Raw genomic sequence first — 22,842 nt, forward strand, 5'->3', positions numbered from 1 at the left:
TTCTATAGTAAACCATTACCTGTTGCGGATTTAGAAAATAAGTTTTATGACCAGCTTAAATACGCCAAAAATATTAGGAGTGTTGGCTTATGAACCGTAAACGTATCCCATTATTGTTGGTCATCTTAGTATCAATCATTTTTGTAGGTAGTTCACTTTATTATTTTAATAAAACTGAAACAACTAAGTTTGAAAAAAGCTTTAATATTGATTATCACAACATACAAGATTATTCAAAAACAGGTTCTGATTTCACTGAAGTTTTAAAAATCTATTCAAATGAATTTTTAAATAAAGATGAAAGTAATAATGCCGCAAAAGACACGAGTTACATCCATTATGATCCGATAAAAAAAGAGTTCAATAGTGATTCAATCAAAGATACTCTGAGTGAAAATAAAAAAGGGAATATTACAGGTATCGGAAAGCCAAATGATAATCCTGTGAAATTTAAGGAAATTTTGTTGGCTGATCGATTAAATAACTATTTTTCAGAAATATATAGTTCGTATCCTGAAATTACTTGGATTTATTATACAAGCATCTCTGGGTTTAATAATTTATATCCTTTTGTACCGTCGAATGAATTTAAATTTTCAAATGAATTATTAAAAGAAGAAAGTACGACATTAGGAACAATCGAAACAAATCCGTATCGCAAACCTTATTGGAGCAGTCCTTATTTGGACAGTGCAGGAAAAGGGATGATGGTAACAGTATCTTCACCTGTTGATTATAAACAAAGATATGTTGGATCAATTTCAATTGATATTACCTTTGAAAATTTAAGTAGAGAATTAAATAAAGATTATACAGCAATTTTATCTGACAATGAGGGAAATATCATAGCTTCTTCAAATAAAGAATTTTTATCATCTAATAAAATCATAAATATGACAAAATTAGATCAAAAGTTTTCTAAAGGATCTTTAGCTAAAATAAATACAATGCAGAATGAAACACTCACAACGATAAACGGCATGAAAGTGCTAAAATGTGATTTTCCAGGTACGGACTGGACGTTTTATTATATTTTGACAACCTCAGCTTTGCTAAAAATCATTGGCATGAAGATTCTACCAATACTATTTATCACAATTCTTTTAGTATGGATTACTTGGATAGCTGAAAAAAGAATGGATGCTGAAAAAAAATTAAAGTTATTAGTAAATGATTTAGAATTTAAGAAAAACGAGTTAGAAGATCTTTCATCAAAGGATCCTTTAACTGGAGTTTTAAATCGAAGAGGGCTCCACGACTTGATCCTATCTGATTTAGAAAAAACAACTGAAACGGAATTAAACTGCTCATTTTTGATTTTTGATATCGATAATTTTAAAAAAATTAATGATCAATATGGGCATACAATGGGAGATTTTGTATTAAATCAGAGTGCTAAACTAATTAAAGAATTGATTCGTAATGATGATTATTTAGGACGATGGGGTGGCGAAGAGTTTTTAATCGTATTACCCAATACACCGTTTAATCAATCGAAAGAAATAGCTGAAAGACTTAGATGTGCGATTGAGGAACACGTATTTCATTTCGAAAGTATAAACATACACGTAACGATGACCTTTGGATTGGCGAGATTTAACTCTAAAAAGGGTGTTGTTGAAAGTATTAATCGTGCTGATAAGGCTATGTATGTAGGAAAACAAAACGGGAAAAATTGTGTTATTTGTTACGAAGATTTGAACGGTGAAACACCTTCTAGTTTATAGAAGGTGTTTCTTTTGTTAGATTGATCTTTTTAATTTAAGGCTTTGTTATAAAGATTGTTGATTTTCTTATGCAACTATATGGAAGTTTAGTTCAATAAGGTTTAATTTTATAACTTCATTAGTACCTAGAGAAGGAAAAATCATTAAAAGGTAGAATTTACATATTATGGAAAAAATGAGAAGGTTTTGAGGAGATGTATATGTTGATAGATTACGGATTATTGATTATAGGTATAGCAATTTTTACTTGTGGCTTACCTAATCGCTGTAAAAAAACAAACATGGTTGTTAGCTGGTTTTAATGAGAAAATGATTAAAAATAAGTCCTTGTTAGGTAAAGTAGTAGGTGGATGTTTTTTTTCTGCCTTTCAGCTTATTAATAATTTTCTATAGTTTTACTGACTATCCTTATGAGGTAACGGTTCTTATAATAATAATGTTGATTTTATTAACAATGGTGTACTTATTTATCAATAGAAAATTAATCGATTAATTCAACTAAAGCATGCATTAGTTGAACAAATGCTTTTAGCCGATTCGGTCATTTAACTGTAAGGAGGAATTGATCATGAAGGAAAAGTTAGATAGTATCTTTTTAAATAGTGCAAACTCACAGGTAGAATTGTATAGTTCTATTGCTAGTATAATCCTTGGAGTAATTATTTTCTTTGTAGCACTTCACTTTAAGAAAAAGCAAAAGAACTGGTGGGTAATCGTTTCATTGATTGGGATGGTTGCGATTATCATCAATGGTGTAAAACTAATTAATTAAAGAAGTTCGGTAAGCGGAACTGAAAGTAAGCGTCAGACTATGCCCGTGGTTTGGCGCTTTTTTCTATTAAACATTGGCGGGTGGGAATTCTGGAAGAGAATTTTATTTTGAATTAGATGTATACGGTTCTTGGGATAAAAAATCATTAAATAAAAACAGTATTGAAATGATTTATGTCTGTAAGAAGTGAATGAACTTATTCAACTACCTTGGGAGTACGATATAAACTTCTATTCACTGTTGTGAATCTGAGGATTCATGGATGGCTAACGCATGCTTTAGTTGTATAAGAAAAAGCAAAGACTACTATTTTTGTGGTCTTATTCTTTTGTACAAAAATCAACAATTTACTTTAACAGAGCCTAATTTAAAAATCATATAGATTTATAATCCTGTCTGCCGTTTGACGGTTTCTACATAATTTGTAGATATCATTAAAAAATCGTTCAACTTCATTAGGAGTACGCGGAATTGGTATTTTTACTTGAAGTGAACCAAATACTTGTTTAAAATAAGCTTTTCGTTCAGCGTTTTTACCGTCACGTTTCAATGGATTATATTTCCAAACTAAAGAAAATTGTCCATCTTGCTCACTAATTTCTCTTATTTCTGCAGCGGTTGTTGATTTATTTTCAACATATATGACTAAATAAAAATTTTCATTTCGATGCCAGTCGATTAATAGTAAATAATAGCTTTCTTCTTCGACTTTCCTTAAGTGAAACGCTGAAACAATCGGTTTTCCGTTTGTCCATTGTTGAAAATTTAGTAATGTATTGAAAGTTGTTGGTATTTCTTCAATATTAAATAAAGAATTATTTGAAACCATCCAATTTTTAATCTGATTTGAAATACTGATTGCAAATTCTTTTTTCATCTTCTACCTCAACGATTAATTTAGTCCTTTTTATTATCATATCATCAATTTCAGTCTAATAAAATTCCTCCTTGTCATAATCTACCATCTATAAGTTAAAGTCCAAATACTCATATTATTAATGATGATTTAACTAAGGAGGATTTTATAATGGCAAGAGGTAAAAGCTTTAATCATAAGAAAAAAGGTCATGAACCAACTCATCCAAAAGGAACACTAGTCGCACCTGAAGACCGTAAACATGAAGATCGAGAAGAAGATTATATTGTAACAGAAGAAGCATTTAAAAATCGTATTCAATAAAAATTGATAAAAATGGGACTCAGATTTTATAGATTTGAGTCCATTTTTATTTTAGCTACCTTATATTAACTTTCGTTGAAGTTTAATAAATTGATTAGCTGATTTTTATTCACTACTTGAAACAACAATGGAATAGGTGGTCCACTTGTTCTATTTAAAACAAGCTGATAAATCATTGTGAAAAAAGTTTTTTGATTTGCTTTCATTATTTTTTTATCTTCATGATAACAAATCGCATATAATTCTTTCATTAATTCAGTTTGATCTAGGGCCTCATTATTTAATAGATAGCTACATAAATTTTTCAGCCAAAATTTCTGACCTTCAGTTAAAGAGTGATAAAATCCAATACCTTGTTTTTCGTTTATCATGCTATTTTTTTGTGGATTGTATTTTTTAATCCAATATTCTGCCATAAGACTAATTTTCTCTATTTCAATGGATGAGTAATTTTCTCCATTATTAACAAATATGTCTTTTAATAAATCTACATTGTAATTAATGAGAGGCAGAACGTTAGCTACATGATTAAATTTTGGATATTTTTTATCAATTTTGCCAATATGTGCAAATTCGACCGATTGGCAAATATCTAAATAGTGTAAAGATTGATCAATATAATTTGATTGATACCGTTCAAATTCTGAATAGTTTTTAATCACATCTTCATCTAGACCAATATTAAATGCTGCTGTTGGTTTATATTTAGCAAACATAAAGAGAATCACTTCTGGTAAATAGATTTCCAATAACTCAGCAGGTGTTATTAAATTACCAGTGGAGCTCGACATTTTTTGGTTTTGACCTTTTATTCCAATAAACTCATACGGTGTATAATGAGGTGCATCATAGTCAAATATGGCTTTAGCAATTTCTTTTGAAACATTGTAACTACCGGTTTCAGATGAATGATCTCTTCCACCAGGTTCAAATACAACGTCTTCTTTCATCCACCTCATAGCCCAATCAAATTTCCATTTTAATTTAATATTGTCTGCAACTTCTACAGATAATTGATTTGAAAATCCACAGCGACAAGTATAATGTAAAGTTTTGCTTTCCTTATTATATTGGGTTATTGAAGGATCATCTTTCTCGCAATTTTCACAGTAAAGAGTAATAGGGTAAAAATCATTACGTTCTTGTTCATTTGGCATGCTTGTTTTGAACTTCATTAAAATATTATAAATTTCTTTTCTTTTCTCAATAGCATGTATTATGTCTTCATTGTATCTACCAGATTTGTATTCTTTACTTTGATAAATAAACTCAACCTCAATGCCTAGTTCACATAAGGAATTTTCAAATTCTGTTTCAAAGTGTTCAGCGTATGTTGAGTGACAGCCATATGGATCAGGAATATTTGAATAAGCTTTCCCTATAAAACGATGATAAGTTGGATCAATTTTATTCGGGACCTTCCTAAAACGATCAAAATCATCCCAAGAAAAGATAAATCTTGTTTTCTTACCTAAATTATTTAAAGCTTTCACAACAAAATAAGTTGTAATGATCTCACGAAAATTTCCAATATGAACCGACCCCGATGGACTTATGCCAGATGCACATACATAAGTTTCTTTATTTGGATATTTTTCAATTAATTCATTTGCGATTTTAATTGCCCAATGCATGTTTTCACCTCAAAATTTTTTATTTAACTTTCAAATTGCAAATAAAAAAACTCCCACCCCCAAGATTTAATCATCTTGAGGACGAGAGTTTGTTAACTTCGTGGTACCACCCCAGTTTATTGATATGTTACCATACCAACCTCATTTAGGTACGGCACGAATGCTTATACCCTATCTCTATAACGGGAGAACCCGGCGTACCATCCCTAAAGTGAACTTTAGTTCCATACGAAGCTCCAAGTCTTTTTACATAAAGTTCATTATTACTCCTTTTTCAGCAAACAGGAGCTCTCTGTAAATAATTTTAGCTTTACTACTTTTCTCTTCATAGCTTTTAAATTTCGAAATATTAATTGTTATTATATTAATCAAAACAATATTAATTGTCAATTAAATTTAAAGTTGAATAAACTAGTTTAAATACTGTTTGAATGGAGGTGCCAAATTGAGGGATTTAGTTGATGATTTACCCCTAATCGGTGCGTATTTTTTATTATTTGGTACAACAACGGCGGCTGTTGGTATTTCAAGTAAAAAGATCGTTAGTGAAAACTTTGGTAGAAGTTTATTCGCTAAAGGTAATGCAATCGAAGCATTTGGCAACAGTATTCAAGCTATTGGAAGAGAAAAATTATATAAGAGAGCAAAAATAGAAAATGAAAATGAAATAGAAAAAGAATTTGAATTAACAATGATGATTGGTGCTTGGCTTCAAGCGATTGGAAATGGTACAAATACATTTGCAACAAATTTAGAAATAGAAGGATTGGAAAGAGAAGGATTTAGATTAAATGCGATTGGTGGTGTCATTCAATCAATTGGTGCACAAATTGAAACAATTGGAGCATTGATGGAAGGGACGCAACTAGATAAAATTGAGGCATATGGCAATCAATTAATCGGTTTAGGTGCTTTAATTGACGGAATTGCTAATGCTGCATTACTACGTGATAAGATGATTTTAGGAGAAGATTTATTACTTGTTGGTAGCTGGGTTCAAGTGTTCGGAGCAATTTTAATTATTTATGCACTACGAAATAAAAGAAGCGAATATGAGAGAGAACAATTAGAATATCGTTATGGCTATTATCCAAATAAACAGTTCGAATGGTAAATTACTAATTTTTTGTGAAGAATATGAAAAAAAGAAGGTATATAGTAGTTAATAGCAAATATTATTATTATTAAAATTATATTAAAACTTTTTATTTTTCTGTAAAACCATTTTGTGAGAGAATAGAATTTATCAGTTTAAATAGGCTAAACCAATTTTTTGAAACAGAGGTATGATTAGATGAATTTAAAAATAATTACGGATAGTGCGGCGGATTTACCAAAAGAGATCATCGAACAATATAATATTGATGTCATTCCATTACGCGTTTATTCGGAAGATGAAAAAGAATATTTTGATGGTTTAACATTGGATTCAAAGACTTTATTTAATGAAATGCGTAATGGAAAAGTATTTAAAACGTCTCTTCCGTCGTATGAGTATATTTATAACACCTTCGTTAAATATGCGAAAGAAAATACACCATGTATTTATATTGCGTTTTCTTCTGAACTTTCTGGTACATATCAATCTGCAGTAATGGTAAAAAATGAGTTTGGCGAGGAATTTCCTGATTTTGATATAGAGATATTTGATACAAAAAGTGCATCAATCGGACAAGGGTTAATTGCTGTTAATGCTGCAAGGCTTGCGATGAACGGAGCTACAAAAGAAGAGGTTGTTAATAATATACAAGATAGTATACAACATATTGAACATATCTTTACAGTAGATGACCTTCAATATTTGGTGCGTGGAGGTCGCTTAAGTAAAGTGGCTGGTTTTGTAGGTAATTTATTAAATATTAAACCGATTCTACACGTTGAAGATGGAAAGTTAATTCCAATTGAGAAAATTAGAGGTTCAAAAAAATTGATAAAAAGAATTCTTGAAATTATGGAATCTCGAGGGACGAATTTATCAACTCAATTAATTGGTATTTCTCACGGTGACGATCTTGACAAAGCAATTGAAATTAAAAATGCGATGGCAGAGACAGTTGGATGTAAGGAATTTGTCATTAATTCAATCGGATCTGCTATAGGTGCTCATGCAGGACCTGGTACTTTAGCGATATTTTTTATGAACGAAAATAAAAAATAATATGATAAAAAGAGCTAACTTTGCAAAATGATTAGCTCTTTTTATTTTAATTTTCTGACAATATTACCCGGATAATAATTCATACATAATTACTTTAAAAAAGGTAAATAGTATTTATGTAATCTTCAACAACTATTATGATGAGGTGAAAAACGATGTCAATTTTAGATAACTGGGATCAATGGAAAGATTTTTTAGGTGATCGATTAGAAGCAACAGGTGACAAAGGTGTTGGTGAAGGGGCTATTTCTGAAATGGCATATCGCTTAGGAAATTACTTAGCAAATGAAGTAGAACCAAAAAATGCAGAAGAGCAAATTCTAAAAGACCTTTGGAATGTTGCAGATGAACAAGAACAACATACAATTGCTCATCTAATGATGAAGTATGTAAAAAATAAATAATAAAAATAAATGTGATTAAAAAATAGCCCAATGAATAGAATCATAAGGGCTATTTTTTATTTGTTTTATTTTATTCTGTTTGAAGTAGCTAAGTATGTTTACAAAAAATCAACAAAAATAATTAAAAATTAAACTTGAAATGGACAGATAATTAACATATACTGTACTTATTGTGAGTACTGTTTTCGGATTAAGGACAATTACTATTTACATTTTAATTGTTTTTTTGTATGATAGACTTTCTGTTCAAATTTCGCTTTTATCATAATATGGTTTTTTGCACTAATAAGTAGAATGGAAAATTTGAACGAATTTCAATACCGCTTAACAAAAATAGATTGAGGAAATGGGGATAATATATGAATAATCAGCAAAACTCGGCTGACACGCAGTTTAGCGTAAAAACGATTATTGGTCCAATGATGGCAGTAATCGTAGGTATGATCATGGTTATTTTAGATAGTACGGTAGTAAACGTAGCATTACCTGGAATTACCACATATTTTAAATCAGATTTAACAAAAATGCAGTGGACGATTACAGGTTATACATTGGCATTATCAGCTGTTATACCACTTGCAGGCTGGATGTCTGATCGTTTTGGAGCTAAGAAAATTTTCTTATTAACGATTTTGTTTTTTACAATCGGTTCAGTTCTTTGTTCAGTAGCACAATCTCCTGAACAGTTAATTTTATTTCGAGTAATACAAGGTATTGGTGGAGGAATGGTTGCGCCAATCGGTATGGCAATTATCTTTCGATTAGCTCCTCCAGAAAAAATCGGTTCAATTATGGGAATGCTTGGAATTCCGATGTTACTTGCACCTGCATTAGGTCCGGTTATCTCAGGATGGTTTGTAGAGTATTCTACTTGGCATTGGATTTTCCTAATTAATTTACCAATCGGTATTATTGCAATGTTAATTGGTGCTAAATTTTTACCTAACTTTGAATCTAAATCAGTACCTGCTTTAGACGGATTAGGAATAATCATTGCTCCAATCGCTTTTTCAATGTTAGCTTACGGAGTTAGTCAAAGTTCAACAAGTTGGACTTCAAAAGGAACATTAACAGGTTTAATTGTTGGTGGTGTTGCATTATTACTTTTCATCTTTGTTGAGCTTCGCCTAAAACAACCTTTACTTGAGTTACGTGTATTTAAATCGTCTGATTTTGTTAGGAGTATTTTAATTACATGGATTATGCAAATTGCTTTATTCGGTTCTTTCCTAATTGTTCCATTATTTTTACAAACAGTTAAACAATATGGGGCTTTTGAAACGGGCTTAATTATGTTACCTCAAGCATTAGCTTCTGCTTTAATGATGCCAATTGGTGGTAAAATGTATGATAAAGTTGGAGCTAGACCGATGGCGTTAGTTGGTTTAACAATTATTACATCTGCACTATTTATTTTCTCTAAAATTTCAGTCGACTCATCAGATACATTTATTATGTTAACACTTGCTATGATGGGTGCTGGAATGGGATTATCAATGATGCCGATTAATACACATGTATTGCAATCTGCACCAAGACATTTAGTAAGTCGTGTAACACCTTTAACTGCAGCTGCTCAGCAAGTAATGGTATCATTTGCAGTAGCAGGTATGGCTGGGTTTTTAACTTCTAGTACAAAGGATTACATGGCTAAAACAACAAATCCATTAAATGCAATGATTTCAGCATTTGGTGATACATTCTTACTAGCAGCAGGTATCGCATTAGTAGGAGCGTTGTTAGCAATTATTTTACGTAAACCAAAAATGCTAGACGCAGATGCGTCAAAAGCAGATCTTGACGAGTCAAAATCTTCAATGATGGTCGGACATTAATAAATTAAAAAGAAGCCAAATTTAAAATTGGCTTCTTTTTTTGTCATTTTTGATTATAATTTAAATAGTATCGAAAAAATTTTAATAATTGCTACAATTTTAAGAGAACTGTTATAAATCTAATTGAATTGTAATAAAAATGTCCTTATTATGTAAGGTTGGTTATGTATAATAAAGGCTCGAATATAGATTTACTTTACAATGGAGCTGATTTAATGATTAAAAGTATTTACAAAACAACTTTGGCACTATCAATTTTAACTGGAGGTTTACTCTATGGAAATACTACTCCGAGTTCAAATAAAACCGTGGAAGCTGCGACGATAAGCGGTACAGTAACTGCATCAGTTTTAAATGTAAGAAGCGGTCCTAGTACTAGTTATAAAGTAATTGGGACACTTAAAAAGGGTGCGAAAGTTACGATTACAAGCATAAGTGGATCTTGGTATAAAATAAAAAGTGGAACAAAAATTGGATGGGTTTCAAGTAAATATATTAAAAAAGCTCCAATAACTGTTTCCGCCACAACCGTGAATAAAATGAAAACTTTAGGTACTTCAAAACAATTAATCATTGTGTCAGCAGAAAATGAAAGTACAAGAAATGTTTTAATTGAAACATTTGAAAAAAGCGGTACTAGTTGGAAAAAATTACATACATATTCAGGTGTGATCGGTAAAAACGGCATGATTAGTAGTAAGCAAGAGGGTGATTATGAAACACCTGAAGGGAAATATACAATTACAACAGCATTCGGTAGATATTCAAATCCAGGTACGAAAATGACATACCGCAAAATTACTGCAAATGATGTATTTGTAGATGATTCAAATAGTAAATTATATAATACTTGGCAATTGGCATCAGAAAATAATGGTAGATGGAAAACTGCCGAAAAGATGAATATATCTCAATATGATTATGGATTTGTTATTAACTATAATACTGCGAGAACCCCAGGAAAAGGTAGTGCAATCTTTTTTCACGTAGCTGGAGCTTCGGGATATACTGCAGGCTGCACAGCTACATCTAAAACAAATGTAATCTCTATTTTAAAATGGTTAGATCCTGCAAAAAAACCACTAATTATTCAAACACCATTGAATAAATTAACTCAATATTAATATGAGTTGAAACTGGTCAATGATTTGATCAGTTTTTTTTGTTTCAATCTAAGTACTTACTAAAATTCATGCTGTTTAATTCATGGATGAATGTCTTGTTTATCATTAGATTGAAGCGGAAGAAGGGGTGTCTTATTAAATTTAAATGGTAAGAATTATTGAACTAAAAAAAGGCTGTCTAAATAGACAACCTTTAGGAACTCTTATTACTTCTTTGTTTGTAAGTTTTATTTTACACTATTAACAAGTTGCCTCATTGAGTTTAACTGTGAAGATAGCTCCTTAAACCAATCCTCATCTCCAGTTGAGAGGGCCAAGTCAATTAGAAAGTGAATCTGTTCTTTGTTTGTCACTTTCGAATCAGGAATTTTCTTTACGTTTCTATTTAACATTTGAATGGTCTTTCCAACAGTCTTTTTATGATCTGAAGTTATGACATTTACCTTTACTACTTCATCAAAATTAGTAAGTGATTCAACATAACCTATTACTAATTCTCCATGCAATGATATACCCTTAACCCAATCACCTATTTTTAAAATAGAATCATTATTTAAGTTCATTTTTTTCCACCTTCTTATTTAGAGTACTAGTTAAAAAATTTGTGATCATTACAGCCATTAAAACTAACTGTAATTTTTTTTATTACACTTAAATTAAAAGAAGGCTTAGCCTTCACTTTTTTAGCTTCACTTCTCACATTTGATATGATCGACAATGTCCTTAATAGTATATTGCTTTAAATATCCCCCAAGATGTTTTTCTGCACCTAAGAAAATATTAAAAAGAACATTTTGCATATTTGCCCCAACAACACACTTTTCATTTGATTCTGGGCACTTAGGCTGTAGTGCTCCCTCAGAGGTGATTATATAAATGTCCCATAGATTAACTTCATTTAAATCTACTGCGAATATAAATCCACCACCAGTTCCTTCCTTCGATTTTATAAATCCATGCTTTTTTAACAAACTAAGCACTTTACGAATACGAACTGGATGGACACAGGCACTTTCTGATATTGCATCACTTGTAGACATCCGATCCGGCTGCAGCGCAAGATAAGTTAAACTATGAATGGCAAGAGTAAAATCACTATTCATGGTCTGCCTCCTAAAATCGTTAATTTCTTTAAATATCGTGATTATAATTAGTACTTAAATAGAATGTGTTAGAAAACAGACATTTTAATAATTAATATAATTATTAATTAGCTACTTTTTGTGATTTAATGTATGAAAATGTACGTAGCTTACGAGGAAGAAAACTACGAATTTCCTCTTCATTATAACCAACCTGTAATCTTTTTTCGTCTACGATTATTGGCATGCGCAACATTTTTGGATTATTTATGATTAATTTATATAATTCATTAAGTGGGAGCGATTCAATATTTATATTTAATTCCTGAAACGTTTTTGATTTTTTCGATATAATCTCTTCAGTACCAGTTTCTGTCATACGAAGAATAGATTTAATCTCCTCAAGTGTAAGTGATTCGTTCATAATATTTTTCACACTATAATCAATATCATGTTCCTCTAGCCAAGCTTTTGCTTTTCGACAGGATGTACAACTTGGTGTTACATATAGATTCACCATTCTTTTACACACTCCTTATATTTAAAATGTAATAAAAAAAATTACAGTTGAGATAAAAAACTAGTTATAATGTATTAACTAAAAAACATAATAGTTTGGCTCCCGTACTCAATTTAAATGAGTATACTGTAATTTTATTATTTACAGTTAAAAGTGTCAACTATATTTTTTGAGTTTAAATGATGGATTGTGTTTATACATAAACGAATACAAAAATGAACTATACAATAGGCACAAGTTTAATATTCTACGACGAATTATAAGAATTACTATTGCTAGAATTAATATAGTAAAGTGTAAAAAGTTAGTTTATTTTGAAACTTCTAAGTATAATAGAATATACAAAAAAATAACGAGAAATTTTAGAGGTGGAATATGAGCAAACTAGAATTTTTTGAAATAGAGACTAGTCGATTAAAACTTAGAAGGTTTAAAGATGAAGATGTTAGCAACTTTTATAAATATCGTTCAAATGCGGATGTGGCGATTTATCAAGGCTGGGAAAATTATACATACGAACAAGCGACTAATTTTATCGAAAAACAAAAGTCAGCTGAAATGAATATTCCTGATTCATGGGTTCAAGTAGCGATTGAAAATAAAATGGATGGTCAACTAATAGGGGATATTGGAGTACACACTTTATCGAATCCTAAAAATCAAGTTGAAGTCGGCTTTACGTTAGAGCCAATGTACCAGCATAAGGGATATGCCTTTGAAGCATTACAAGGGATTCTTGATTATTTATTTAATGAATTAAATAAAGAAAAAATTAACGCAATCGCTGTAGAACAAAATTCTTCTTCAATTAAATTACTAAAAAAATTAGGATTTCATGAAATGAAAAAAATAGAAAATTCTTTGTTTAAAGGCCAATATGTAACTGAATTTATGTTTGGGCTTTCGAAAAATGATTGGAATAAAAAGTAGGAGATGGGAATTAAGTGAATTTCTTTAAGGGAGCTTTGTATTTATCATTGGCCGCAAGTATATGGGGCATGACTTATGTTGTCAGTAAAGTAGTATTAGATCGGATTTCTCCATGGTTATTGCTAGAAATGAGATTTCTATTAGCTTTATTCACATTAGGGGTAATCAGTCTTTTCCAAAAAAGCTGGAAAATTAATAAAAAAGATTTGGTTCCTCTCGCAGTTATTTCTTTAGTCGGATATACTGGCTCAATTGGTTTTCAATTTGTTGGTACAAAGCTTTCAGGCGCTGCAATGGGCTCTTTAATTACTTCAGCTTCACCTGCATTAATATCATTATTTGCATTTTTTATTTTAAAAGAAAAAATTAATAGCCGTAAGATAGTTTCGTTAATTTTAGCAACAATTGGCGTAATCGTTGTAATAGGATTACCAAAAGGTGGATCAAATTTAGGTGCATATTTTGGAAATCTCATACTAGTAGGTGCAGCCATTACCTGGGCATTATATACAGTTTTAAGTAAAGTTCAGACTAGTAAATATTCATCATTAACCGTAACAACCTGGGCGACGGTATTTGGCGTAATTTTTACATTACCATTTACGGTTATTGAACAAAGTAATCACATTACTCACTTACCATCAAATGGTTGGATTTGGATGGGGGTCCTATTTTTAGGTACAATCTCAACAGCAGGTGCCTTTTATCTTTGGAACAAAGGATTTGAATTTATTGATACTTCCACAGGATCATTATTTTTCTTTTTACAACCATTAATTGGTACGATATTTGGTTATTTTTTATTAAATGAAGAAATTAGTCCTTCTTTCTTCATAGGAAGTGTTCTAATAGTAGTAGCTGTGTATCTATCGATTAAAGAACCTAAGCAGAAAACGACGCTTCAATATAACTCGAAAAAAGCATGATACATTTTTAAGTAGTTGATATATTCAACTGCTTTTTTTATTGGCTAATTTACCTAAATATACGAATCTTAAGATTAGATGGAATGAATTTTATGAATGCAGACTTTTCTATGTATTTAAATTGACAAATGCAGTAAGGACAAATAATATAAATCTTGTGCGATACATCGTATAAGATTTATTTTACTTAGAAGTATTTTGTTGGAGGGATAAAATGGTAGAACGACCAGAATTTATTCGTGAATCAATCGATTTTTTACAGCGTTTTTTAATGAAAAGCCTTCAAAAGCATTCGGAGGAACATGGAGTTACAATTCCACAAGCAAGAGTTATTGGCGAAGTATATGCTCATAAAACAATGAGTATTAAACAACTTTCTAAAAATCTTAAAATGACGCAAAGTACTGTATCAGATATCGTTGAGCGTCTGACTACAAAAGGCCTTTTATTGAAAACACCTAATCCAAAAGATAAACGTTTCGTCGAGATTTCTTTACCTGATAATATTGCAGATGAAATACATGATAACATTACTGAAATTGCAAATAAGTCAGTAAATAGTGCATTAAGTCTTCTAGACTCTGATGAACAAGAGATTGTAGAAAAAGGGATGAAATTATTAGTTTCAGCTGTTAAGAAAAAGATGGAGACAGATGGAATGGATAATTATGAATTCTTTGATGTATTGTACTTTCTTGATGACGAAAAAGAAAAAAAAGGAAAATAAATTAATGTAGGAGGGGACCATGTGAACAAAATCATAAAGGGTCGTTGGATCATTTTTTCCATATGGTTGATTGCAACAGTATTGTTAACAGTTCTTCAGCCTGATATAAATGCAATTCTGCGGAATAAGGGGCAGGAAGGAGCAAATAGTGATTCACCTTCTGTTATGGCAGATCATATCCTCAAAAAAATGGATTCTGCAAAAGGAACGAATAATCTGATTGTTTTTTATGATAAAAATAAAATTTCAAATGACGAAATGAAAAAAATTGGTGATGCTGTTAAAGAAATACATGATAGTAGTAAAGAACTTAGAATTTCGGAAATCATTGATCCTTTTAATATTCCAAATGCAAAAAGTTCATTAGTCTCAAAAGATGGAACCACACTAATGGTGAGTTATAAGCTAGATAAGAACGGAAGAGAAATAGATGATATTAAAAAGCAAATAGATAATAAATTAAGTAAAGTACCAGTTAAATATTATTTAAGTGGTGAAGATTTTATCAATAATGATTATTTAAAAGCTTCGCAAGCGGGAGTCGAAAAAAGTGCTGCTTTGACAGTTATTTTTATTTTAGTCGTACTTATTCTTGCGTTTAGATCAATCGTTACACCATTTGTATCATTGATTGCAGTTGCATTTTCTTATCTATGTTCTATGGGAATAGCTGCCCAATTAATCGATAAAGCTGGATTTCCAATTACTAGTCTTACTCAAATGCTTTTAGTACTTATTCTTTTTGGGATTGGTACTGATTACAACATACTCCTTTTTAATCGTTTCAAAGAGGAACTTTCACTCGGACATTCAGTTGATGAATCAATTGTAAACACATATAAAACGGCTGGTAAAACAATTGCCTATAGTATTTTAACTGTGTTTATTGCATTCCTTGCACTTGTATTTGCAGAATCTCCAATTTATAAGTCAGGTGTTGTAGTTGTTATAGGTGTATGCATATTATTATTAGAAATTTTGACGTTAACACCATTTATAATGAAGGTATTAGGAAAAAAACTTTTCTGGCCATCTAAAAATGTTGGGGGACACAAGGAAAATAAATTTTTTGGTAATTCGTCTGCTTTTGCCATAAAGAAACCAATTATAACAATTGTCGTAATACTATTAATTTTATCTCCAATGGTCTATTTCCATCAAGAAAAGCTAAACTTTGATACAATTGGAGAACTGGGAAATAAATATCCTTCATCAAAAGGATTTAATATCGTTTCAGATCATTTTGGTAAAGGTCAGGCAATGCCTGCAACAGTCGTTATTGAAAACAACAAAGCGCTTGATAATAACCAATCACTTGCAGTAATTGATAATGTTACAAAACGACTAAAGAAGATAAAGGGTGTTAAGCAAGTTTCTTCAGTAACACAACCTGAAAGCAAACAAATTGATAGTTTTTATGTTGATCGTCAAATGGGTACAGTGACAGATGGTATTTCAAAAACAAAAGATGGAGTTAACGAAATACATGACGGATTAAGTTTGGCCCAAGATAAACTAGGATCAGCGGATTTCTCAAAGGTTAACCAAATGGTAGATGGAACAACGGAACTACAAAATGGTGTGACAGCATTAAGTGGTGGATTAAAACAAATTCAAGCAGGGATTGGCAATGGTTCTAGTAAATCTCAATCAATCTCTAGTGGTATAGCAACGATCGAAATGAATCTAAGAAAAATGAGTAGTGGTGTTACATTATTAACAAAAAATTATGAGAAGATGCAATCGGGTTATAAGGAACTAGGAACTCATTACCAAGAATCAGCACAAGCACTTCTTGGTCTAAAAGGCGCAATTTCTCAAATGCAATCAATGGTGACAGCACTAGGTAGTAGTTATTCGAATTCAAAAGATGATGTAAATTACCAATCTTTAAAGCAAACGATTGATCAAACGGTTGCCTCCTTAAATCAAATTACTCCAGAAGGAATCGAAGCTTTAAATGAGAATTATAATGCTGTAACTGCTGGTTTTGCTACTGCTAACAGTAATCTTTCTAGTATGAGTAATGGTTTAACCCAAATGGCTGATGGTTTGAAAAAACTTGAAAGTGGCTTAAGCGATGCATCATCTGGAATTGGAAAAATTGTCACAAATATGAATAAAGTATCAGATGGACTTGGTCAAATGAAATCAGGTCAGCAACAACTAGTATCTGGCATCAATGGCTTTAGTACTTTCGGGGAAAAACTATCAGATGTAAACGGTGGGTTAGAGAAAATATCTGACGGATTAGGAAAGACAAATGATTTCTTAACTCAGTATAATTCTAATAAAACTTTCTTTATTCCAAAAGAAGCATTAACTGACGAGAACTTTAAAAAATCATTAGACATGTTTATGTCAAAAGATAAAAAGATTACAAAGCTAACAATTGTTTTGGAGAATGATCCATATTCAAAAGAATCTTTAAATACGATCAATAAAATAAGTTCGGCTGTTAAAAGTGGACTTAAAGGCACAGAACTTTCAAATGCAAAGTCAGGTGTTTCAGGTCCAAGTGCAACAACAAATGATATGAACAATATTTTGAGTAGTGACTTAAATAAAACAACAACAATTGTTATTATTGGGGTATTACTTGTATTATTCCTAGTGATAAAATCATTCTGGACACCAGTATTTATCACTGCATCACTTTTAGGAGCATACTACTGCGCTATGTTTATGATCAATTATATTTTCATAGATTTGCTAGGATATCAAGGAATATCTTCTTTTGTTCCCTTCTTCTCTTTCATAATTATCGTAGCTTTAGGAGTGGATTATAGTATTTTCCTAATGATGAGATTTAAGGAATATACTCATTTGGCACCAAAAGAGGCTATCGTATTAGCATCTAAGCATACTGGTGGAGTCATTATTTCAGCTGTAATCATACTTGGTGGTACATTTGCAACACTTATGCCATCTGGAATCCTTTTATTGTTTGAATTAGCAATAGCGGTAATAACTGGTCTAGTCGTACTTTGCTTCATCTTATTACCAATCTTTTTACCAGCAATGATTGCATTACCTGAAGCATTGGCTAATCTATTTTCAAGAAACAAGGAAGCAAATGTTGATACAGAAAAACATGTAATTTAATAGATTAATAAATTTAGTTTAAAAATGCCGACTTGCTATCCAAATAATAGTAGGTTCGGCTTTTTTATTAAGGATTTTTGTTCTAAAAATAAATTACCATTAATTGTGCAAAAAAAAGTGGATGCTAAATAAAATGTACCCTATAGAGTAGACACTTAAAAAAAGTGACCTCTATAGGGTACTTTTGTTTATAATTAGAAAAAACGGGATCGGGGAAATATTAGATGAGCGATAAAATATTTACAGATAAAGAAATTAATCTACTTTCCAAAAACCAACACGTAAAGTCAGTTAGTTCGAAAGGGATCACTTACACCGATGAGTTCAAGCGTATTTTTATTTCGGAAAATAAGAAAGGAAAATTACCAAGACAAATATTTGAAGAGTGTGGATTTGATATAGAAGTGATTGGAATGAAAAGAGTTCAAGCTGCTGGTAGTAGATGGCGTTCTGCGTATAGAGAGAATGGTGAACTTGGTCTTCGTGACACGAGATCCGATAGCTCAGGAAGACCTTTAAATAGAGAACTAACTTTAGAGGAAAAGAACGCTCGTTTAGAAGCAGAAATTAATCTACTTAAAGCTGAAAATGAACTACTAAAAAAGATTCGTTTCTTAGAAGGGAGGATGAAGTAGTCGTTATTTCTCCTAGCCAAAAATATACTCTAATACGTTCCATAATTGAAAAGTTTGAAATAAAACATATGGTAACTTACCTTTGTAAGATAGCTGGCGTATCAAGAAGTGGTTATTATCATTACTTTTCTATTAAGTCACAAGAACGAAGAAAGCAACAAGATGAAAAGGATGAAATTGTAAGGGTAAATATATTAAAGGCTTATCGCTTTAAACGTTATAAAAAAGGGGCACGTCAAATCAAGAGTACATTGGCGGGTCAATTTAAGATTGTCTACAATTTAAAACGTATACGAAGAATCATGAAAAAATACGGTATAGTTTGCCCAATTAGAAAGGCAAATCCCTACAGACGAATGATGAAGGCTACAAAAGAACATAGGGTTGTGCCAAACCGATTGAATCGTCAATTTAAACAAGAAGTACCTGGGAAAGTACTTCTAACACATATAACCTATCTAAAATATGGTAAAGGTCAGAAAGCATATTTATCAACAATTTTAGATAGTTCAACAAATGAAATAATGGCATACCATGTTTCAGACCGAATAACAATGGAGTTAGCTACAGATACTCTTCGGAAGTTAAAAAGGAATCGTAACTTTAAGAAAGTAGAAGGTTCACTCATTCATTCAGATCAAGGAACACATTATACACACCCAAACTTTCAAAAACTAGTAAAAAAATTAGGTTTAATTCAATCAATGTCTAGACGTGGAAACTGTTGGGATAACGCTCCACAAGAATCATTTTTTGGCCATTTTAAAGATGAAGCCTCTATTAAGTCATGTCAAAATTTAGAAGAGCTTAATAAAGAAATAAAACATTATATGAACTATTACAATCATTATAGATATCAGTGGAATTTAAAGAAGATGACCCCTGTTCAATACAGAAATCATCTCCTTAAAGTTGCATAGACTTTTTTTCAATGTCCTTTACAAAGGGTACATTTTAAAAAACATCCACTTTTTTATTAGTCCACTTGTATTTCATTATTAACATCAAGAGCTTCAACTAATTCTAATTCCTCATGACGTTCTTTAAAACGATTAAACGTAAATTCATTGGCAAATAAGAATAGAGGACGTTCGAAACGGTCATAAACAAGCATGTTCCGCATATCTTGATATTTCTTAAGTCCTTTTACGTCATCTGTTTTAACCCATCGAGCTATATTGAAATCAACATGGTCTTTACGGATATCAGATCCATATTCATTTTTTAAGCGGTATTCAAATACTTCAAATTGAAGTTGACCTACAGCACCTAAAATGACTTCATTAAATTCATTTTTATAAACTTGAATTGCACCTTCTTGAGCTAATTGCTCAACACCTTTATGGAAGTGTTTCGATTTTAATGAGTTAACTGGGCTAACTCGTAAGAATAACTCAGGTGGGAATGTAGGTAATGGCTCAAAGAATAATTTTTGTTTGCTAGATGTTATTGTATCTCCGATTTGATAAGTACCTGAATCGTAAATACCAATTACGTCACCTGCATATGCACGGTCAATCGTTTCACGGTCATTAGCCATCAATTGAGTTGATTGACTTAATTTAATTTGTTTTCCTGTACGAGAAAGCATAACGTTCATTCCACGTTCAAATACGCCCGAACAAATTCGCAAGAATGCAATACGGTCACGGTGAGCAGGATTCATATTAGCTTGAATCTTAAAGATAAAACCACTAAATACTTCATCAGTTGGATTAACTTCACCATTAATTGTTTTACGAGGTCCCGGTGCAGGTGACATATCTAAGAAATGATTTAAAAATGGTGTTACCCCAAAATCGACTAATGCTGTACCGAAGAAAACAGGAGTAAGTTCCCCAGCTCGAACTAAGTCTAAATTGAATTCATTTCCTGCACCTTGTAAAAGATCAACTTCATCTCGTAAATTTTCTAAATTGGAAGGCTCTAAATGTGCTTCTAATTCAGGACCATGAACGCCATCTTGACCAAGTTTAATCACTTCATCTTTACGGAAAAGATGAACTTCATTTTCTAATCGATCATAAACACCTTCAAATTGCATTCCACTACCAATTGGCCAAGTAACTGCAACAGAAGGCATTCCTAGAACTTCTTCTAATTCTTCCATTAATTCTAATGGATCTTTAGCTTGGCGGTCTAATTTATTCATAAAGGTAAAAATAGGAATACCACGTAAACGACAAACTTGGAAAAGTTTCTTAGTTTGTGCCTCAATACCTTTTGCAGCATCAATTACCATAACTGCAGAGTCAACAGAAGTTAGTACACGATATGTATCTTCACCAAAATCATTATGACCAGGAGTATCCATAATTGACACCATTTTTTCATCGTATTCAAACTGCATAACAGAAGAAGTAACAGAAATTCCACGTTGCTTCTCAATTTCCATCCAATCAGATTTTGCATATTTTGAATTTTTTTGAGCTTTTACAGTACCAGCTTCACGAATTGCTCCACCATGAAGTAGTAATTTTTCAGTTAAAGTTGTTTTACCAGCATCCGGGTGAGAGATGATCCCAAAAATACGGCGTTTAGCAACTTGATTAATTAATTCTTTATTTGCCATCTATTATAAAGTCCTTTCTAAATCAAAGATCATAAACAAATTTTTACATCTTATCTATTATACTAGAATTCAGCGTTTGATGAAACAGTTAGTAACTAAGTTATATACAAAGTATTACCAAGTTATGAAATAAGAATTTTCTTTTTTATCGTTTATTTTTATACAACTTTGTATGTGTTGGAGCATATTTGGTAGTTCTCCATTTTTAATTTTTTACTATTGTATAATTTTTAGCTTTCAATACCTTTACTGGTATAGGTAATTATCAATTTTATTTGCAGTCCAGGCCACTCTTCTTTTCCAACAGTTCATCTTCCACTCCATATTTACCGTTAAAAAATGAGGGTGCCCATATTGTTTTATTTTTGGGAACCCTCTTAATGTGAGTACTCATATTATTTTTGATTAAAGTCTAATGGTCGCAAACTTGCTTCGATTTTAGCACGTTTAGGCTCTAGAAATGGGGGCAAAGCTAATCGTTCACCCAAAGTTTCAATATTTTCATCGACATCAAATCCAGGGGTATCAGTTGATAATTCAAATAAAATATGATTTGGTTCTCTAAAATAGAGTGCTTTAAAATAGTAGCGTTCTACTTTTCCTGAATTCATGATCCCAAGTGAATTTAATTTGTCGGCCCATTTATTATATTCTTCTTCGTTCGGTACTCTAAAAGCTACATGATGTACACTACCTCGTCCTGGTCTGGCTCTTGGTAAGTCTGGTCTTACTTCTAAGTGCACTTCTGCTCCAGCACCACCTAATCCAGTTTCGTAAACTTCTATACTTGCAAAATTCCCTTCAGTAGAAGGGTAAGTACCAACAAGTCTAAATCCTAAAACTTCCGTTAAAGTTTTACTTGTAGGAATCGAATCTTTTACGGTAAGTGTCACTGGACCTAAGCCAAGAATTCCATGCTCGGTTGGGATATCTGATTTATTCCAAGGAGTACCCGGTGAAATACCTTTTTCACCATTATCTGCTACTAAAATTAATCTTGTACCTTCAAAATCTTGAAATGCGAGTGTATTTCGATTTGCTCTTTTAATTATTTCATCATGTGAAATATTAAGCTTTTCAAAGCGATTCTTCCAATAATGTAGTGACTCAGTTGTGGCCACTCTTAATGAAGTTGAAGATACGATCGAGTGACCTGGATATGTAGTTCCTAGATGAGGGATATCGAAAAAGGTTATTTCTGTCCCGGGATTTGCTTTTGCATCACCGTAAAATAAGTGATAACTGGAAGTGTTATCTTGATTTACAGTTTTCTTAACAAGTCTCATCCCTAAAACCTTAGTGTAAAACTCGTAATTTTTTTCAGCCTTTGTAGTAAGTAGTGAAACATGATGGATTGCCAATAATTCCACATTCATCACTCCCTTAAATTTTTATTTAAACGATGACCTGCATTATTTATATGTACACATTGTAAATGGCTAGAGATTGAAATAGAGTTTTATGTTAAACTGTTATCTAATAATTATAATATTCAGATAAATGGTTCGGAA

At 31.5% G+C, this 22,842-nt stretch carries 20 protein-coding genes and 1 other annotated feature; of the genes, 13 read left to right on the plus strand and 7 right to left on the minus strand.

Going from position 1 to position 22,842, the window contains the following annotated elements; all coding sequences use genetic code 11:
- Positions 1–89 precede the first annotated feature (89 nt).
- Complete coding sequence (locus MY490_RS10260) at positions 90–1,727, plus strand: sensor domain-containing diguanylate cyclase (protein WP_248269096.1); 1,638 nt, start codon at positions 90–92, stop codon at positions 1,725–1,727.
- 568 nt (positions 1,728–2,295) lie between these two features.
- The gene (locus MY490_RS10265) at positions 2,296–2,499 is read left to right on the plus strand and encodes a hypothetical protein (protein ID WP_248269097.1); all 204 of its coding nucleotides are present in this window, start codon (positions 2,296–2,298) and stop codon (positions 2,497–2,499) included.
- Between the two features lie 367 nt (positions 2,500–2,866).
- Here MY490_RS10265 and MY490_RS10270 read toward each other — a convergent pair whose 3' ends face one another.
- Positions 2,867–3,376: a hypothetical protein gene (locus tag MY490_RS10270; RefSeq protein WP_248269098.1), complete on the minus strand. Its 510-nt coding sequence runs from the start codon at positions 3,374–3,376 to the stop codon at positions 2,867–2,869.
- 150 nt (positions 3,377–3,526) lie between these two features.
- Between MY490_RS10270 and MY490_RS10275 the strand changes: the two genes are divergently transcribed.
- Positions 3,527–3,679, plus strand: coding sequence for a hypothetical protein (locus MY490_RS10275; protein WP_167374910.1), 153 nt, complete (start codon positions 3,527–3,529; stop codon positions 3,677–3,679).
- A 65-nt stretch (positions 3,680–3,744) separates the two neighbouring features.
- Here the strand turns inward: MY490_RS10275 and lysS are convergent, their stop codons facing one another.
- Positions 3,745–5,313 (minus strand): lysine--tRNA ligase, encoded by a 1,569-nt coding sequence (gene lysS, locus MY490_RS10280; RefSeq protein WP_248269099.1) that lies wholly within the window; start codon positions 5,311–5,313, stop codon positions 3,745–3,747.
- A 74-nt stretch (positions 5,314–5,387) separates the two neighbouring features.
- Positions 5,388–5,651: a binding site (T-box leader), on the minus strand.
- A gap of 107 nt (positions 5,652–5,758) precedes the next feature.
- Here lysS and MY490_RS10285 point away from each other — a divergent pair.
- The 5 genes from MY490_RS10285 (at position 5,759) to MY490_RS10305 (ending at position 10,834) form a co-directional block, all read left to right on the plus strand.
- Positions 5,759–6,427, plus strand: a complete 669-nt coding sequence (locus MY490_RS10285; protein ID WP_248269100.1) for a DUF6944 family repetitive protein — start codon at positions 5,759–5,761, stop codon at positions 6,425–6,427.
- Between the two features lie 180 nt (positions 6,428–6,607).
- Positions 6,608–7,471, plus strand: coding sequence for a DegV family protein (locus tag MY490_RS10290; protein WP_248269101.1), 864 nt, complete (start codon positions 6,608–6,610; stop codon positions 7,469–7,471).
- Between the two features lie 155 nt (positions 7,472–7,626).
- On the plus strand, positions 7,627–7,875 hold the full coding sequence (locus tag MY490_RS10295) for a DUF3243 domain-containing protein (RefSeq protein WP_098843777.1): 249 nt from the start codon (positions 7,627–7,629) through the stop codon (positions 7,873–7,875).
- Positions 7,876–8,234: 359 nt separating this feature from the next.
- Positions 8,235–9,710, plus strand: coding sequence for a DHA2 family efflux MFS transporter permease subunit (locus MY490_RS10300; RefSeq protein ID WP_248269102.1), 1,476 nt, complete (start codon positions 8,235–8,237; stop codon positions 9,708–9,710).
- 215 nt (positions 9,711–9,925) lie between these two features.
- Positions 9,926–10,834, plus strand: a complete 909-nt coding sequence (locus MY490_RS10305; RefSeq protein WP_248269103.1) for an SH3 domain-containing protein — start codon at positions 9,926–9,928, stop codon at positions 10,832–10,834.
- A gap of 227 nt (positions 10,835–11,061) precedes the next feature.
- Here the strand turns inward: MY490_RS10305 and MY490_RS10310 are convergent, their stop codons facing one another.
- From MY490_RS10310 to spxA, 3 genes are all read right to left on the minus strand, one after another.
- Positions 11,062–11,397 carry an IDEAL domain-containing protein gene (locus MY490_RS10310; RefSeq protein WP_248269104.1) on the minus strand — a complete coding sequence of 112 codons (336 nt, stop codon included), beginning with the start codon at positions 11,395–11,397 and terminating at the stop codon, positions 11,062–11,064.
- Between the two features lie 126 nt (positions 11,398–11,523).
- Positions 11,524–11,937 carry an RrF2 family transcriptional regulator gene (locus tag MY490_RS10315; RefSeq protein WP_248269105.1) on the minus strand — a complete coding sequence of 138 codons (414 nt, stop codon included), beginning with the start codon at positions 11,935–11,937 and terminating at the stop codon, positions 11,524–11,526.
- Between the two features lie 103 nt (positions 11,938–12,040).
- Entirely contained in the window at positions 12,041–12,436 is a 396-nt protein-coding gene (gene spxA / locus MY490_RS10320) for a transcriptional regulator SpxA (protein ID WP_248269106.1), read from the minus strand.
- Positions 12,437–12,811: 375 nt separating this feature from the next.
- Between spxA and MY490_RS10325 the strand changes: the two genes are divergently transcribed.
- From MY490_RS10325 to MY490_RS10345, 5 genes are all read left to right on the plus strand, one after another.
- Positions 12,812–13,366 (plus strand): GNAT family N-acetyltransferase, encoded by a 555-nt coding sequence (locus MY490_RS10325; protein WP_248269107.1) that lies wholly within the window; start codon positions 12,812–12,814, stop codon positions 13,364–13,366.
- A gap of 68 nt (positions 13,367–13,434) precedes the next feature.
- Positions 13,435–14,292 (plus strand): DMT family transporter, encoded by an 858-nt coding sequence (locus tag MY490_RS10330; protein WP_248269356.1) that lies wholly within the window; start codon positions 13,435–13,437, stop codon positions 14,290–14,292.
- Between the two features lie 214 nt (positions 14,293–14,506).
- Positions 14,507–15,019, plus strand: coding sequence for a MarR family winged helix-turn-helix transcriptional regulator (locus tag MY490_RS10335; RefSeq protein WP_248269108.1), 513 nt, complete (start codon positions 14,507–14,509; stop codon positions 15,017–15,019).
- Positions 15,020–15,040: 21 nt separating this feature from the next.
- Positions 15,041–18,124, plus strand: coding sequence for an MMPL family transporter (locus MY490_RS10340; protein WP_248269109.1), 3,084 nt, complete (start codon positions 15,041–15,043; stop codon positions 18,122–18,124).
- 224 nt (positions 18,125–18,348) lie between these two features.
- A protein-coding gene (locus MY490_RS10345; RefSeq protein WP_282439856.1) for an IS3 family transposase occupies positions 18,349–19,679 on the plus strand; the annotation gives its coding sequence in 2 pieces (ribosomal slippage) (positions 18,349–18,736 and positions 18,736–19,679; 1,332 coding nt in all).
- Positions 19,680–19,735: 56 nt separating this feature from the next.
- Here MY490_RS10345 and MY490_RS10350 read toward each other — a convergent pair.
- A complete protein-coding gene (locus MY490_RS10350) occupies positions 19,736–21,331 on the minus strand; it encodes a peptide chain release factor 3 (RefSeq protein ID WP_248269110.1) in 1,596 nt (531 codons plus the stop codon).
- A gap of 395 nt (positions 21,332–21,726) precedes the next feature.
- Positions 21,727–22,701, minus strand: a complete 975-nt coding sequence (locus tag MY490_RS10355; protein WP_248269111.1) for a ring-cleaving dioxygenase — start codon at positions 22,699–22,701, stop codon at positions 21,727–21,729.
- Positions 22,702–22,842: the final 141 nt, after the last annotated feature.

This window comes from Gottfriedia acidiceleris (assembly GCF_023115465.1).
Classification (GTDB): Bacteria; Bacillota; Bacilli; order Bacillales; family Bacillaceae_G; genus Gottfriedia; species Gottfriedia acidiceleris_B.

Bases quoted from the DNA above. Each gene is read 5' to 3' on its own strand.
- MY490_RS10315 (WP_248269105.1), bottom strand. From the start codon at position 11,937: ATGAATAGTGATTTTACTCTTGCCATTCATAGTTTAACTTATCTTGCG.
- MY490_RS10265 (WP_248269097.1), top strand. From the start codon at position 2,296: ATGAAGGAAAAGTTAGATAGTATCTTTTTAAATAGTGCAAACTCACAG.
- MY490_RS10325 (WP_248269107.1), top strand. From the start codon at position 12,812: ATGAGCAAACTAGAATTTTTTGAAATAGAGACTAGTCGATTAAAACTT.
- MY490_RS10310 (WP_248269104.1), bottom strand. From the start codon at position 11,397: ATGAACTTAAATAATGATTCTATTTTAAAAATAGGTGATTGGGTTAAG.
- MY490_RS10335 (WP_248269108.1), top strand. From the start codon at position 14,507: ATGGTAGAACGACCAGAATTTATTCGTGAATCAATCGATTTTTTACAG.
- spxA (WP_248269106.1), bottom strand. From the start codon at position 12,436: ATGGTGAATCTATATGTAACACCAAGTTGTACATCCTGTCGAAAAGCA.
- MY490_RS10300 (WP_248269102.1), top strand. From the start codon at position 8,235: ATGAATAATCAGCAAAACTCGGCTGACACGCAGTTTAGCGTAAAAACG.
- MY490_RS10290 (WP_248269101.1), top strand. From the start codon at position 6,608: ATGAATTTAAAAATAATTACGGATAGTGCGGCGGATTTACCAAAAGAG.
- MY490_RS10270 (WP_248269098.1), bottom strand. From the start codon at position 3,376: ATGAAAAAAGAATTTGCAATCAGTATTTCAAATCAGATTAAAAATTGG.
- MY490_RS10295 (WP_098843777.1), top strand. From the start codon at position 7,627: ATGTCAATTTTAGATAACTGGGATCAATGGAAAGATTTTTTAGGTGAT.
- MY490_RS10330 (WP_248269356.1), top strand. From the start codon at position 13,435: ATGACTTATGTTGTCAGTAAAGTAGTATTAGATCGGATTTCTCCATGG.
- MY490_RS10260 (WP_248269096.1), top strand. From the start codon at position 90: ATGAACCGTAAACGTATCCCATTATTGTTGGTCATCTTAGTATCAATC.
- lysS (WP_248269099.1), bottom strand. From the start codon at position 5,313: ATGCATTGGGCAATTAAAATCGCAAATGAATTAATTGAAAAATATCCA.
- MY490_RS10275 (WP_167374910.1), top strand. From the start codon at position 3,527: ATGGCAAGAGGTAAAAGCTTTAATCATAAGAAAAAAGGTCATGAACCA.
- MY490_RS10305 (WP_248269103.1), top strand. From the start codon at position 9,926: ATGATTAAAAGTATTTACAAAACAACTTTGGCACTATCAATTTTAACT.
- MY490_RS10350 (WP_248269110.1), bottom strand. From the start codon at position 21,331: ATGGCAAATAAAGAATTAATTAATCAAGTTGCTAAACGCCGTATTTTT.